The 13467-nt window shown below is 68.9% G+C and carries 12 protein-coding genes; 5 read left to right on the top strand and 7 right to left on the bottom strand.

Annotated elements, in window-relative coordinates:
• Positions 1–16 precede the first annotated feature (16 nt).
• The 3 genes from gluQRS (at position 17) to phaR (ending at position 2381) form a co-directional block, all read left to right on the top strand.
• Complete coding sequence (gene gluQRS, locus LG380_RS02505) at positions 17–913, top strand: tRNA glutamyl-Q(34) synthetase GluQRS (RefSeq protein ID WP_225763454.1); 897 nt, start codon at positions 17–19, stop codon at positions 911–913.
• 46 nt (positions 914–959) lie between these two features.
• Positions 960–1700: an acetoacetyl-CoA reductase gene (phbB, locus tag LG380_RS02500; protein ID WP_225763453.1), complete on the top strand. Its 741-nt coding sequence runs from the start codon at positions 960–962 to the stop codon at positions 1698–1700.
• Between the two features lie 150 nt (positions 1701–1850).
• Positions 1851–2381 carry a polyhydroxyalkanoate synthesis repressor PhaR gene (gene phaR, locus LG380_RS02495; RefSeq protein ID WP_225763452.1) on the top strand — a complete coding sequence of 177 codons (531 nt, stop codon included), beginning with the start codon at positions 1851–1853 and terminating at the stop codon, positions 2379–2381.
• A gap of 57 nt (positions 2382–2438) precedes the next feature.
• Here the strand turns inward: phaR and LG380_RS02490 are convergent, their stop codons facing one another.
• The 6 genes from LG380_RS02490 to LG380_RS02465 all read right to left on the bottom strand — a co-directional run bounded on the left by LG380_RS02490 (position 2439) and on the right by LG380_RS02465 (position 10007).
• Entirely contained in the window at positions 2439–3362 is a 924-nt protein-coding gene (locus LG380_RS02490; protein WP_225766421.1) for a TraB/GumN family protein, read from the bottom strand.
• A 32-nt stretch (positions 3363–3394) separates the two neighbouring features.
• The gene (locus LG380_RS02485; RefSeq protein WP_225766420.1) at positions 3395–4297 is read right to left on the bottom strand and encodes a DUF1684 domain-containing protein; all 903 of its coding nucleotides are present in this window, start codon (positions 4295–4297) and stop codon (positions 3395–3397) included.
• A gap of 38 nt (positions 4298–4335) precedes the next feature.
• Positions 4336–6216: a DNA mismatch repair endonuclease MutL gene (gene mutL, locus LG380_RS02480; RefSeq protein WP_225763451.1), complete on the bottom strand. Its 1881-nt coding sequence runs from the start codon at positions 6214–6216 to the stop codon at positions 4336–4338.
• A gap of 165 nt (positions 6217–6381) precedes the next feature.
• The gene (locus LG380_RS02475; RefSeq protein WP_225763450.1) at positions 6382–7965 is read right to left on the bottom strand and encodes an N-acetylmuramoyl-L-alanine amidase; all 1584 of its coding nucleotides are present in this window, start codon (positions 7963–7965) and stop codon (positions 6382–6384) included.
• A 79-nt stretch (positions 7966–8044) separates the two neighbouring features.
• Positions 8045–8530, bottom strand: coding sequence for a tRNA (adenosine(37)-N6)-threonylcarbamoyltransferase complex ATPase subunit type 1 TsaE (tsaE, locus tag LG380_RS02470; protein WP_225763449.1), 486 nt, complete (start codon positions 8528–8530; stop codon positions 8045–8047).
• A 7-nt stretch (positions 8531–8537) separates the two neighbouring features.
• Complete coding sequence (locus tag LG380_RS02465) at positions 8538–10007, bottom strand: NAD(P)H-hydrate dehydratase (RefSeq protein WP_225763448.1); 1470 nt, start codon at positions 10005–10007, stop codon at positions 8538–8540.
• 23 nt (positions 10008–10030) lie between these two features.
• Between LG380_RS02465 and queG the strand changes: the two genes are divergently transcribed.
• Together queG and xseA are read left to right on the top strand one after the other, a co-directional pair.
• Positions 10031–11176 carry a tRNA epoxyqueuosine(34) reductase QueG gene (gene queG / locus LG380_RS02460; RefSeq protein WP_225763447.1) on the top strand — a complete coding sequence of 382 codons (1146 nt, stop codon included), beginning with the start codon at positions 10031–10033 and terminating at the stop codon, positions 11174–11176.
• The gene (xseA, locus tag LG380_RS02455) at positions 11169–12521 is read left to right on the top strand and encodes an exodeoxyribonuclease VII large subunit (protein ID WP_225763446.1); all 1353 of its coding nucleotides are present in this window, start codon (positions 11169–11171) and stop codon (positions 12519–12521) included. The genes queG and xseA overlap by 8 nt, the downstream gene beginning before the upstream one ends.
• A gap of 34 nt (positions 12522–12555) precedes the next feature.
• Here xseA and LG380_RS02450 read toward each other — a convergent pair whose 3' ends face one another.
• Positions 12556–13461, bottom strand: coding sequence for a M48 family metallopeptidase (locus LG380_RS02450; RefSeq protein ID WP_225763445.1), 906 nt, complete (start codon positions 13459–13461; stop codon positions 12556–12558).
• Positions 13462–13467 lie beyond the last annotated feature (6 nt).

Raw genomic sequence — 13467 nt, 5'->3', positions numbered from 1 at the left:
TGAGGATTCATTTTAGATGAGTTCGCCTTCCTACCGCGGCCGCTTCGCGCCCTCGCCCACCGGCCCCCTGCACCCGGGCTCGCTCCTGGCTGCCTTTGGCAGCTGGTTGCTGGCCCGCCATGCGCGTGGCCAGTGGATCGTGCGCATCGAGGACATCGACCCGCCGCGGACCGTGCCCGGTGCCGCCGAACACCAGCTCGCCACGCTGGAAGCCTTCGGCCTGGTGTCGGACCTGCCGGTGCAGTACCAGAGCCAGCGCGATGCGCTGTACCTGCGCGCACTGGACCAGCTGCTAGAGGGGGGCAAGGCATTTGCCTGCCACTGCAGCCGCACCGACCTGGCCAGCCGGGGCGGGGTGCACCAGCGCTGCACCCCGCACGCGCACCGCGCGCATCCGGCCGTACGCCTGCGCGTTGCGCCCGGCGCCGTCGTGAAGTTCGACGACGGGCTGCAGGGCCAAGTCATCCAGGACGTGCATGCCGAGGTCGGCGACTTCGTGCTCAAGCGCGCCGATGGCTTCTGGGCCTACCAGCTGGCCGTCGTGGTCGACGATGCCGAACAGGGCATCACCGACATCGTGCGCGGCGCCGACCTGCTCGACTCCACCCCGCGGCAGATCCTCCTGCAGCAGGCGCTGGCGCTGCCCACGCCGCGTTACCTGCACCTGCCACTGCTGCGCGATACCGAAGGCAACAAGCTTTCCAAGTCGATGGCGGCGCTGCCGGTGGATGCGTCCGACCCACTGCCTGCGCTGCGCCGCGCCTGGCGATCGCTCGGCCAGCCCGACGCGGCGCTGGCCAATGCCACCCGTGTGGCTGAAGCTCTTGAACTGGCCGTGTGCCACTTTGATCCGGCGATGCTGCAGGCCACGCCGGATGATGCTGCGCCACCGGCGGACGCCGTTCATGCTTAGAATCCAGCTCTCCTCGTGCCCGCCCCCTGTCTGGAGTTCCCGCCTCATGACTTCACGCGTCGCCCTGGTCACCGGTGGAACCGGCGGCATTGGTACCGCCATCTGCCAGCGCCTGGCTGCCCAAGGGCACCGCGTGGCCACCAACTTCCGCAACGCCGGGAAGGCGCAGCTATGGGAGCAGCGGATGCGCGAGCAGGGCCATGAGGTGGCGATCTTCCCGGGCGATGTATCCTGCCCGGACAGTGCGGCGGAAATGGTGCGCCAGGTTGAGGAAGCGCTGGGGCCGGTGGAGATCCTGGTCAACAACGCCGGCATCACCCGCGACACCACCTTCCACCGCATGCGCGCCGAGCAGTGGCACGAGGTGATCAACACCAACCTCAATTCGGTGTTCAACGTGACGCGGCCGGTGATCGAGGGCATGCGCCGGCGCGGCTGGGGCCGGGTCATCCAGATCAGTTCGATCAATGGCCTGAAGGGACAATACGGACAGGCCAACTACGCTGCGGCCAAGGCCGGCATGCATGGCTTCACCATCTCCCTGGCGCGCGAGAACGCCGGCTTCGGCATCACCGTCAACACCATTTCGCCGGGCTACGTGGCCACGGACATGGTGATGGCCGTGCCCGACGAGGTGCGCGCCAAGATCATCGCCGACATCCCCACCGGCCGCCTCGGCAAGCCGGAAGAGATCGCCTACGCGGTCGCCTTCCTGGTCGCCGAGGAGGCGTCGTGGATCACTGGCTCCAACCTGGACATCAACGGCGGCCACCACATGGGCTGGTGACGCCGGCCGCCCGATGCTGCAGCTGGCCCGGGTCCATGCTGCGCAACATGAATGACACCGGGCAGGTCCGGTCAACATGTACCTTCGGCGGTTGCAAGGCCTGTTGCGCTGCGCCATGCTGCGCGCCTGACCGATACGAGTGCCCGCTTAATGGCTGCTGCGACGACCCGCATCATCAAGAAGTATCCCAATCGTCGGCTCTACGACACCGAGATTTCCAGCTACATCACCATCGAGGACGTGCGCCAGCTGATCATCGATGGCGAGGACTTCGAAGTCCGCGACGCCAAGAGCGGAGAGGACCTGACCCGGTCGGTGCTGCTGCAGATCATCGCGGACAAGGAACAGGACGGCGAACCGATGCTGTCCACCCAGCTGCTGAGCCAGCTGATCCGTTTCTACGGCGACTCGCTGCAGGGTTTCATGGGCAATTACCTGGAGCGCAGCATGCAGGTCTTCCTCGACCAGCAGCAGCAGTTCCGCCAGCAGATGGGCAACCTGCTGGGGCAGACCCCGTGGACCCTGATGAACCAGCTGACCGAGCGCAACCTGGAGCTGTGGCAGGAATTCCAGCGCAGCATGGGCGCCGGCTTCGGCACCCGCCCCACCGGCACGGGCACCGGCAGCAAGCCGGCGACTCCGCCACCGGCCTCCGGCGGCAAGAGCCGCGGCAAGCGCTGAATCCTGGAAGGGCCTGCCAAGCAGGCCCTTTTCATTTCCGGCGCTTGATCAGGCGTTCTACGGGCGCCTGCCCTTGCGGGCGCAGGCCGAGCAGATCCGCTCCACCGCGTAGCCGCGCGCGCGCAGCTTCTCCACCACGCCGTCGCTGCCGAGCAGGTGCAGCGCACCGACCACCACCAGGGTGTTGCCCTGCCCGGCCTGCAGGCGCTGTTCGAGCGCGGGCAGCCAGGCATCGTTGCGGTCGACGTTGATGCGCTGGTACAGCTGCGGATAGTCGCGGCGCATCTGCTGGGCCATTTCTTCCCACAGCATCCGGTCATCGCCCCGACGCCAGGCCTCGTGCAGGCGGCGGCTGAGCTCGCCATCACCGGCCTGCTGCAGCGCCTCGGAAAGCAACTGCTGCTGCTCCACCGGCGCCATGCCATCGAGCATCGCGATCTGGGTGGCGGCCGTTTCCAGTCCACCAGTCCGCTTGCCGGCCTCGGACGCGCGCGCCATCAGATGCCGGTCCAGCCCTGCCTGGGCATCCATGCCCTGCCGCGCCATCTCGGCCATGCTGATCGACAGCGCGACAAACCAGGGCTTGGTCATCGCCAGGCTTGCCAGCGGCAGCTGGTTGGCCTGCGCATAGGACTGCAACTGCTGCCAGGTCGCCGGAGCAAGGTCGTCCTTGAGCTGGCGCCCGCCGGTATACATCGCTGCCTGCAGCATGCTGCGTGCCAGCGCCGGCGAATTCATTTCCTCCGGTGACAGCTCGAACAGCACCCGCGCCGAAGCGTCCAGCGCCGCATCCACGTCACTGGAGAGCGGATAGTCATCGGCCTTGAGCATGTGGAACGAGCCCAGCAGGTACAGCGCAGTGCCGTCCTTGTTGCTGACCTTCCACAACAGCGGCACCGGCGGCGCGATGGTCGCCACCGCCTCGGACCTGGCGGCCAGCGCCAGCTGTGCGGGGCCAGCCCAGCACAGGCCCACCACCATCACCGCGGTGAGCAGCGAACGCAGCCAGCGGCTCACGATTGATCCCCCGCCGGCTTGGCGTAGTTCTTCTCACCGGCCTCGACCCGCAGGTCCAGGCGGTTTTCCGGTGGCGGCAGCGGGCAGGTTGCAAATGGGGTGAATGCGCACGGCGGGTTGTAGGCGCGGTTGAAGTCCACCAGCACCTCGTTGTTCGCGTCCGGCCTTGCGATATCGAGATAGCGGCCGGCCGGATAGCTGCCGTGGCCGCTGGTGCGGTCGGCAAAGATCACGAACAGGCTGCCGTCGGGCTGGCCGATCGCCTCCAGCCGCCAGGTGCGGCCATCGCGCTGGAACTCCAGCAGGCCCGGGTTGGGCATCTCGCTGGTCATGCTGACGATGTCCACGATCGGCAGTGTCTTGTTGCCGGGATGCGGGACGAAGCGCGCCTTGACCTGCCACGTCGGGTCCAGCGGCCAGTAGTCCAGGCCGGCAAAGTTCGTGCGGGTCGGCGCATTGGCATGCTTGACCCGCAGCGCGTACAGGTTGCCGCGGCGGATCAGGCTCAGCGCACCCTGCCCCTCGTCGAAATGAATCACGGTCGGCTCTGGGTCCTGGTCACTCTGGAAGCGGACGCGGCCCTTGAGCGGTTGCCCGTCCAGCTGCAGGTCGACGCCTGCCTCGGGAGTGAACCAGACGGTGTTGCCGTCGCGGGAGACCAGGCCCATCTTCGCCGGCCCGGCCGCCAGTCGGATCCCGCTGGTGCTGCCGCTACCGATGTAGTGGGACTTCCATTCCAGCCAGTGCAGGCCAACCAGGCTGGTCCAGCCGTCCGGCGCCTGCAGCTCCTCCAGCCGCTGCATGCGCCAGGCCTGGTGCTCGCTGGCGAATGTCGCATCGATCACCGGCGCGGTTGATGCCCCCGCATCGCCGTCGCCCCCGTTGCACCCTGCCAGCATCGCGGCCAGCAGCAACGTCATTGCCCCCGTGTATTTCATCAACGTCCCCGCAAGAACCAACGATCGATTTCAGCCAGAGAAAAGCGCGCCCAGGTCGGGCGGCCATGGTTGCACTGCCCCGAGCGCTCGGTGTTTTCCATGTCGCGCAGCAGGGCGTTCATTTCAGGAATCGTCAGGCGCCGGTTGGCGCGCACCGCGCCGTGGCAGGCCATGGTCGAGAGCAGTTCGTCACGGGCCGAAGCCACGCGCCGGGTCTGTCCGTGTTCGCGCAGGTCGGCCAGCACGTCGCGCAGCAGCGACTCAGGCTCGGCGTTGGCCAGCAGCGCCGGGATGCTGCGCACGTGCAGCGAACCGGGACCGGAACGGGTGACCTCGAAACCCAGCACGGCCAGCGTTTCGGCTTCGCGCTCGGCGATGTCGGCATCGCGTTCGCCCACGGCGAGGGTGATCGGCACCAGCAGCGGCTGCGCATGCAGGCCGATGCCGTCATGCGCGTTCTTCAGCCGCTCATAGCCAATGCGTTCGTGCGCGGCATGCATGTCGACCACGATCAGGCCTTCGGCGTTCTCGGCCAGGATGTAGATGCCGTGCAACTGCGCCAGTGCGTAACCCAGCGGTGGCACGCCACTGCCGACCGCGGTGGCGGGAAGTCCGCCCGACCAGGCCGGCGGCGCCTCGCCCGATGTCGCCGTTGCAGGGCCCGCGTAAAGCGCGGCGTACGCGGTGGGCGCATCGGACACGCTCAGGCCCAGTGGCGACTGCTGCGGTCGCCAGTCCGGTGCCGACGCTTGACGTGCCGGGGCATAGGCCTGAGAAGCCCAGTCGCCTGCTCCACCATTGCCAACTCCCGGAGCAGCAACGGCGCCAGACGCAGATGGCACCGCGCCAGCGGGATGACCGGCGGAAGCTGCCGCCGCGTCGAGGCCGGCGCGGGTCTCGGCCAGTGCATCCTTGAGCGTGCGGTAGACGAAATCATGGATCAGCCGCGCATCGCGGAAACGCACCTCGTGCTTGGCCGGATGCACGTTGACGTCGACCCGGGCCGGGTCCAGCTCCAGGAACAGTACGTAGGCCGGCTGGCGGCCGTGGTAGAGCACGTCGCCATAGGCCATCTTGACCGCATGCGCCACGCTGCGGTCACGCACGCTGCGGCCATTGACGTACAGGTACTGCTGGTCCGCGCTGGCCCGGGAGTACTGCGGCTGCGCGATCCAGCCATGCAGGCGCAGGCCGGCACCGCTGTGGTCCACGCGCAGCGCCTGCCGCGCGAAGTCCTCGCCCAGCGTCTCGCCAAGGCGCGCGTCCGAATACAGCTCGCCGGGCTTGTATCGGCGCGACGGCTTGCCGTTGTGCGAGACCCGCAGTTCGACGTCGGGCCGGGCCAGCGCCAGCGAGCGCAGCCACTCCTCGATATGGCCCAGCTCGGTACGCTCGGCGCGCAGGAACTTGCGCCGCGCCGGCACGTTGTAGAACAGCTCGCGCACTTCCACCGTGGTGCCCGGCGCATGCGCGTGCGGGGTGACCTCGCCTACCCGGCCACCTTCGACCTGCAGCGAGGAGCCGTGCTCGTCCTGCGGACGCCGCGAGGCCACGGTGAAGCGGCTGACCGAGGCGATCGACGGCAACGCTTCGCCACGGAAACCCAGCGTGGCGACGGACTCGAGGTCGTCGAGCGAGGCGATCTTGCTGGTCGCATGGCGCGAGATCGCCAGCGGCAGTTCCTCCGGCGCGATGCCGCCGCCGTTGTCACGGATGCGGATCAGGCGCACGCCACCTTCTTCCAGGTCGATGTCCACGCGGGTGGCGCCGGCATCGAGCGCGTTTTCCACCAGTTCCTTGACCACCGATGCGGGCCGTTCGACCACCTCGCCCGCGGCGATCTGGTTGATCAGGATTTCCGGGAGTTGGCGGATGCTCATGCGGCCGCCCCCATCCAGGGCGCGCGCGATGCGCGGAAATGCAGCAACAGGGTCATGTACCAGGCACGATGCCGGGACGGAGCCGGCGACTGAAGACGTTCACGATGATAGCCGAGGCAGCCCCCACCCAAGGACACTGCAGGGCGATCCCATCGCGCGGGCTGGTTACTTGCTGCCGCCGGCAACGGTGGCGCTGGCGTCCATCTCGGCCTGGGCGCGGGCGGCGAACAGCGTGCCCGGCGGTGGCTGGCGGGTAAAGAACGTCCTGACCCCGTCCAGCACCGCACCGGCGATCTGGCGCTGGTAGGCCGGATCGACCAGGCGACGCTCTTCGTCGGGATTGGAAATGAACGCGGTCTCGACCAGCATCGCCGGCATGTCCGAGGTGCGCAGCACCGCGAAGTTGGCGCGCTCGATGTTGGGCTTGTGGTTCTTGCCGATGCGCTTGAGTCCGCCCAGCACGTGGCTGGCGGCGTCCTCGGAGGCCTTCATGTAGCCGCTCTGGGCCAGGTCCAGCAGAACATTGGCGAGCACGCCTTCGGTCTTCTGCAGGCGCACCCCGCCGATCAGGTCGGCCGCGTTTTCCTTGTCGGCCAGCCAGCGCGCACGCTGCGACGACGCGCCCTTGGTCGAGAGCACATACACCGACGAGCCGGTGGCGTTGCGGTTCTCGGCCGCATCGGCATGGATCGAAATGAAGATGTCGGCCTTGGCCGCACGCGCCTTCTGCGCGCGCATCGGCAACGGAATGAACACGTCGGTATCGCGGGTCAGGTAGGCCTTGAGCCCGGGCGTGGCGTTGACCTGCCGCGCCAGTTCGCGGGCTACCGCGAGGGTCACGTCCTTCTCGCGCTTGCCGGTCGGACCAATCGCGCCGGGATCCTGGCCGCCGTGGCCGGGATCGATCGCCACCACCAGCGGTCGCATGCCCGGCTTCATGGTGATGCGCGAGGCATCGCTGGGCATGGTCGGACGCGGCACCGAAGGCGTCGCCGCGGTCTCATCCGCGGCGTCGGCGACAGCGGGACGCGACGCTACCGCGGCAACCGCGGTGGCCGGAGCCTGCGCCGCCGGAGCCGGCGACGGCGTACCCGGACCGGCAACGGACTGGCCACCGAGGATGGCGGCCGGCGACAGCGCCGGAGTCGAGACCGCGGGCGAAGTCGCGGGAGTGGCAACCGGGGCACCCGCCGGAGCGGAGCTGGCCTGCTGGCTGACCGCAGCGGTCAGCGCGGCGGTGGCGCGTGCCGCTTCGGCGCGGACCTGGGCCTCGCTGATGGCAGGGGGCGCAACCGGGGCCGGTGCCGACGACACCGCGACCGGGGTCGGGGTCGATGCGGCGGCGACCGGGTGCTCGCCCGGCCACTCGATCACCAGGCGCGCATCGGCGCCCGAACCGATCATCTGCGGCTTGAACGGCGCCACCGATTCGGCAAGGTCGAACACGACACGGAAGGTACCGGGCGTCGGCTGGCCGGTCCGGACAGCGGTCACCACGCCGGCAGGCGCGGGCAGCTTGAGGCCACGCACGCCACTGGAATCAGGGAAATCCACGACCAGGCGATTGGGCCCGGACAAGGTCATGGTCTTGTAGCTGCCGGCACCGGCAAGCTGGATCTCGGCGCGCGTACCGGTACTGCCGGCATCCAGAACGACGTTGCGCACCTCGCCGGCCCACGCGGCAATGCTGCCCAAGCACAGGCCTGCAGCTAGGGCACAGATCGCGAGGAGGCGGTTCCCACGGGGCATGGACGGGATTCAAACACCGCCCAAACGCGATTGCAACAGATTTTTTCCTTAATATTCCGTCACCTGCCGTTGACTCCTGTCATCCAGCGACAGGAACCCCTTGCAAGTTCGCCCCGTCACCCAGCTGCGAGACCCACGCCTCGCCCACCGCACTGGCCGCCTGCAGACGCGCCCGACGGCCCTGCCCCTCAATCGACAGATGGATGTCCAGGTCCGCCGGCGGCAAGGCACCGGCCCCGCGTTCGGGCCATTCCACCAGCCACAGCGTGGCCTGCGCATCGTCAAGCCCGAGGAAATCCAGTTCGCCCGCATCACCGATGCGGTACAGGTCCATGTGCCAGGCCTCGCCGCCTTTTGGAAGCGGATAGCGCTCGACCAGCGTGTAGGTGGGACTGCGGATCGCGCCCTGCACGCCCAGCGCGCGCAACAGCGCCCGGGCCAGGGTGGACTTGCCGGCACCGAGGTCGCCGTGCAGTTGCACGACGGCCTGGGACGGACGGGTGGCGGCAAGCATGCGGCCGAGCTGGTCGGTGGCGTTGCTGTCAGCCAGATGGAATTCGGTCATTGGAGGATCACGGGTTGCACAGCCGCCGCAGGTGCGGCAGCAGGTCGGAAGGAAGCAGGCCGCGCTGGCCTTCGGCCGAAGCGGCATCGCCAGCCAGTGCATGCACCAGCGCACCGGTACTGGCAGCGGAGAATGGTGACAGGCCCTGGGCGCGCAAGGCGGCAATGACGCCGGTCAACAGGTCGCCCATGCCGCCCACGGCCATGCCGGGATTGCCGGCAGTTACGACCCGCGGCAGTTCACCGGGCGAAGCGACCAGGCTGCCGGCGCCCTTGAGCACGACCGTGGCGTGGAAGCGTTCGGCCAGCGCCTGCGCGGCGGCGTAGCGATCGTGCTGGATCGTGGCGGTATCCGTGCCCAGCAGGCGCGCCGCTTCACCCGGATGCGGGGTCAGCACCGTGCCGGGCAGCGGACGCGGCGCGGCGGCCAGCAGGTTCAGCGCATCGGCATCGACCACCAGCGGACGGCCACTGGCCAGCGCCAGTCGCCACAGCTCCTGCGCCCAGTCATCGCGCCCCAGGCCAGGGCCGACGGCGACCACGCCGGCGCGTTCGAGCAGCGGCTGCACCTGCGCGCCATCATCCACCGGCAGCGCCATCACCTCGGGACAGCGCGCCAGCAGCGGCGCTACATGCTGCATCCGCGTGGCCACGCTGAGCAGGCCGGCGCCACTGCGCAGGGCCGACTCGGCGCACAGCATCACCGCGCCGCCGCTGCCGGCATTGCCACCGATGCACAGCACGCGCCCGGATTCACCCTTGTGGGTGTTCAGCCGCCGCGGCGGCAGCTCGACCAGCAGGTGGCCCTCGTCCCAGATACGGGCGCTGGGCTCGACGCCGGCAAGTGCGCCATCAGGCAGTTCCAGCGGCGCCAGCAGGCGCTCACCGGCGAACTCGAGTGCGTCGCCGGTGTACAGGCCACGATGGGCGACGATGAACTGCAGCACGACCTCGGCGCGGACCGCGGCACCGGGAACACGACCCAGGTCGGCATCCACGCCGCTGGGCACGTCCAGCGCGAACACAGGAGCGCCATGGCGGTTGATCGCACCAATCAGGGCGGCATCTTCCTGCTCCGGCGCACGCGCAAGGCCAATGCCGAACAACGCATCGACCACCACGTCGCCCGGGGGCAGCGTGTCGCGGAATATTTCAACCTGCCCGCCCTGGGCCAGGTACTCGGTGCAGGCGCGCTGGGCCAGCGGCGTGCGCGGGCCGCCGTGCGGCAGGTGGACCACGCAGACCTTGCGTCCGGATTGGCGGGCCAGGCGTGCGAGCACGTAACCGTCGCCACCGTTGTTGCCCGGGCCGCACACCACCACCAGGCGCTGGGCTTCCGGCCAGCGTTGGAGCAGGCACTGCCACGCCGCCTTGCCAGCCTGCAGCATCAGGCCGAAGCCGTCGCCCAGCAGGGCACTTGCCTGCGCGTCGATGTGGCGCGCCGACGCGATATCGAAGAGGTCGGCAGGGTCTGGCATGGCGCGATTCTATACTTGCGCCCATGGCTTTCGTTCCCCTCCCCGCCCCCGCCGACCCGGCGCAGCTTGCGCTGCGGATCCGGGAGCTGGCCCGCGAGGCCGGTTTCCAGCGTTGCGGCATCGCCGGCATCGAGCTGGGCGAGGACGAGGCCCATCTGGCCGACTGGCTGGCCCAGGGGCTGTACGGGACGATGGAATGGATGGCCCGGCACGGCACGATGCGCTCGCGCCCGGCCGAACTGGTGCCCGGCACGGTCCGGGTGATCTCGGTCGGACTGGATTACGGGCACAAGGACGACCAAGCGGCCTGGGCCACGCTGCAAGAGGGCGAGCGCGCCTACGTGGCGCGCTATGCACTGGGCCGCGACTACCACAAGCTGATGCGCAACCGGCTGCAGAAGCTGGCCGAGCGAATTGCCGGCGAGATCGGCCCGTTCGGCTACCGGGTCTTCGTGGATTCGGCGCCGGTGCTGGAACGGGCGCTGGCCCGCAACGCGGGACTGGGCTGGATCGGCAAGCACACCTGCCTGATCGACCGGAATGGCGGCTCCTGGTTCTTCCTCGGCGAGATCTACGTCGACCTGCCGCTGCCGGTCGACCCGCCGGCCACCGCGCACTGCGGCACCTGCACGCGCTGCATCGACATCTGCCCGACTGCGGCGATCACCGCGCCGAACCGGCTGGACGCGCGGCGCTGCATTTCCTACCTGACCATCGAGCATGAAGGGCCGATTCCAGAGGAAATGCGCCCACTGATGGGCAACCGCATCTACGGCTGCGACGACTGCCAGCTGGTGTGCCCGTGGAACAAGTTCGCCCGCCGCACAGACGAGCCGGATTTCCGCGCCCGCAACGAACTGGACAGCGCCACCCTGCCGCAGCTTTTCGCTTGGGACGAGGACGAATTCCTGCGTCGCACCGAGGGCAGCGCGATTCGCCGCAGCGGCCACGAACGCTGGCTGCGCAACATTGCCGTGGCGCTTGGCAACGCACCCACCAGTGATGCCGTGCTGCAGGCGTTGCGCAGTCGGGAGCACCACCCTTCGCAACTCATCCGCGAGCATGTGCAGTGGGCACTTGCACGTCACGCACGCACCGGTGGACCCGACTCCACCGCCGTCCATGCGACCATGGCCGGCCACGCTTTACCGCCACGCATCGATGAATGACCGTAGTTCCCGGATCCTTTCCCCCAGCCAGCTCAACACGCTGGCGCGCGACCTGCTGGAAAGCGCGTTCCCGCTGGTGTGGGTCGAGGGTGAGCTGGGCAGCGTCACCCGTCCCGGGTCCGGGCACCTGTACTTCACCCTGAAGGACGCCCGCGCACAGGTGAAGTGCGCGATGTTCAAGCCCAAGAGCCAGTGGCTGAAGTTCGCGCCGCGCGAAGGCCTGCGCGTGCTCGCGCGTGGACGCCTGACGCTGTACGAAGCCCGCGGCGACTACCAGCTGGTGCTCGACCACATGGAGGAAGCCGGCGAAGGCGCGCTGCGGCGCGCGTTCGAGGAGCTCAAGGCACGCCTGGAGGCCGAAGGCCTGTTCGATGCACAACGCAAGCGGCCACTGCCTGCGCATGTGCGCCGTCTGGCGGTGATCACCTCGCCCACCGGTGCCGCCGTGCGCGACGTGCTCAGCGTGCTGGCGCGTCGTTTCCCGATGGTCGAGGTGGAGCTGTTGCCCAGCCTGGTGCAGGGCGAGACCGCCGCGGCGCAGATCACCTCGGTGCTGCGCCGCGCCGATGCCAGTGGCCGTTACGACGTGATCCTGCTGGCCCGCGGCGGCGGCTCCCTGGAAGACCTGTGGGCGTTCAATGACGAACAGCTCGCCCGCAGCATCGCTGCCAGCAACACGCCGGTGGTCTCGGCGGTGGGCCACGAAACCGACTTCACCCTGTCCGACTTCGCCGCTGACGTGCGTGCGCCCACGCCTTCGGTCGCGGCCGAACTGCTGGTGCCCGACCAGCGTGACCTCGACATGCACCTGCGTCGCCAACACGCGCGCCTGCTGCAGATGCAGCGCCATATGCTTGGCCAGGCCATGCAGCGCGCGGACCGTGCCGCGCTGCGCCTGCAGGCCGTCAGCCCGCAGGCGCGGCTGGCGATGCTGCGGCAACGCCAGCAGGTGGCCGCGCGCCGACTGCACGCGCTGTGGCTGCAATGCCAGGAGCGTCGTCTGGCCCGCCTGCGCCATGCCAGTGCGGTGCTGCGCGCCGCCCATCCGCAGCGTCGGCTCGGCATGCTGCGCGATCGCCTGCTGGCATTTGGCAACCGGCCGCAGGCGGCGATGGCGCGCCAGTTGCAACGCGACGCCCTGCGCCTGCGTGGCCTGGCCCGTTCACTGGAAGCAGTAAGCCCGCTGGCCACGGTGGCCCGTGGCTATTCCATCCTCACCCACGCAGGGGATGGCGCGCTGGTGCGCTCCACGGCCCAGGTGCAGCCCGGCGACGTCCTGCACGCACGCGTGGCTGACGGCGCGCTGCAGTTGCGCGCCGAAGGCAGGTTGCCGGAAAAGGAATGAGGCAAAACGGCCGGGACAAGCCCGGCCGTGGAGATCAGCGGTTCGCGGTCTCGCAGAAGCGCTGCCGGTATTCCATCGCCTTGGGCATCAACGCCTGCAGGTTCTGGATGCGGGTACCGGGATTGGGATGGGTGGAGGTGAACTCCGCCGGCGCCTCGCCCCCACTGGCCGCACCCATGCGCTCCCATAGCGGCACCGCTTCCTGCGGATTGAAGCAGGCGGCCGCGGCCAGCATCAGCCCGACCTCGTCGGCCTGGGTTTCGTGGGCGCGCGCATACGGAAGCAGGTAGCCGTAGCCCATGGCCGCCATCACCATCTGTTGCTGCTGCGGGTCCATGCCGCTGGCGGCGCCGGCCATCTGCCCGATCTGGGTCAGCTTCTGCTGGGCCATGCGCTGGGCGCCGTGGCGCAGCAATGCGTGGGCGATCTCGTGGCCCATCACCACGGCCACCGCGTCGGCGTTCTGCGCGACTGGAATCAGGCCGGTGTAGACGGCCATCTTGCCGCCCGGCAGGCAGAACGCATTGGCCTGGTCGGACTCGATGACGTTGACGTCCCACTCGAAATCGCGCGAGAAGTGCGTCGGCTCCTGTCCGTGCTCCTCGGCCAGCGCGGCTTCCACCACGTCGACCTTGGCGATCAGCTGGCGGGCGATCTCGCGCACCTGGCGCGCGATCTGGGAATTGGGATCCACCGGCCGCTCCTGCGACAGGATCTGCTCGTAGGCCTGCAGGCCCAGCGCCTTTTCCTGCTCGGCATCGAGCGAGGCATCGATCAGCACCTTCTCGCCGGTGTACGGATCCACCGAGCGGTTGGAGAACCAGTAGAACGCCGCATAGCCGGCAAAGGCGAGCAGCACCAGCCAGCGCACGTTGCCGAACAGACCCGGCCGCCGGCCACGCTGCGCCGGCTGCCGACCACCGAAAGGATCATTTCGCATCTGAGG

The organism is Stenotrophomonas sp. Marseille-Q4652 (genome assembly GCF_916618915.1).
GTDB lineage: Bacteria > Pseudomonadota > Gammaproteobacteria > Xanthomonadales > Xanthomonadaceae > Stenotrophomonas.
Note: the sequence above shows the minus strand (reverse complement) of the source record. Positions and strands in the feature narration are given on the sequence as shown.

Excerpts from the sequence above, each read along its gene's own strand:
- LG380_RS02475 (WP_225763450.1), bottom strand. The coding sequence starts at position 7,965 with ATGCCCCGTGGGAACCGCCTCCTCGCGATCTGTGCCCTAGCTGCAGGC.
- LG380_RS02465 (WP_225763448.1), bottom strand. The coding sequence starts at position 10,007 with ATGCCAGACCCTGCCGACCTCTTCGATATCGCGTCGGCGCGCCACATC.
- phbB (WP_225763453.1), top strand. The coding sequence starts at position 960 with ATGACTTCACGCGTCGCCCTGGTCACCGGTGGAACCGGCGGCATTGGT.
- gluQRS (WP_225763454.1), top strand. The coding sequence starts at position 17 with ATGAGTTCGCCTTCCTACCGCGGCCGCTTCGCGCCCTCGCCCACCGGC.
- phaR (WP_225763452.1), top strand. The coding sequence starts at position 1,851 with ATGGCTGCTGCGACGACCCGCATCATCAAGAAGTATCCCAATCGTCGG.
- mutL (WP_225763451.1), bottom strand. The coding sequence starts at position 6,216 with ATGAGCATCCGCCAACTCCCGGAAATCCTGATCAACCAGATCGCCGCG.
- LG380_RS02490 (WP_225766421.1), bottom strand. The coding sequence starts at position 3,362 with ATGGTGGTGGGCCTGTGCTGGGCTGGCCCCGCACAGCTGGCGCTGGCC.
- tsaE (WP_225763449.1), bottom strand. The coding sequence starts at position 8,530 with ATGACCGAATTCCATCTGGCTGACAGCAACGCCACCGACCAGCTCGGC.
- LG380_RS02450 (WP_225763445.1), bottom strand. The coding sequence starts at position 13,461 with ATGCGAAATGATCCTTTCGGTGGTCGGCAGCCGGCGCAGCGTGGCCGG.
- xseA (WP_225763446.1), top strand. The coding sequence starts at position 11,169 with ATGAATGACCGTAGTTCCCGGATCCTTTCCCCCAGCCAGCTCAACACG.
- LG380_RS02485 (WP_225766420.1), bottom strand. The coding sequence starts at position 4,297 with ATGCTGGCAGGGTGCAACGGGGGCGACGGCGATGCGGGGGCATCAACC.
- queG (WP_225763447.1), top strand. The coding sequence starts at position 10,031 with ATGGCTTTCGTTCCCCTCCCCGCCCCCGCCGACCCGGCGCAGCTTGCG.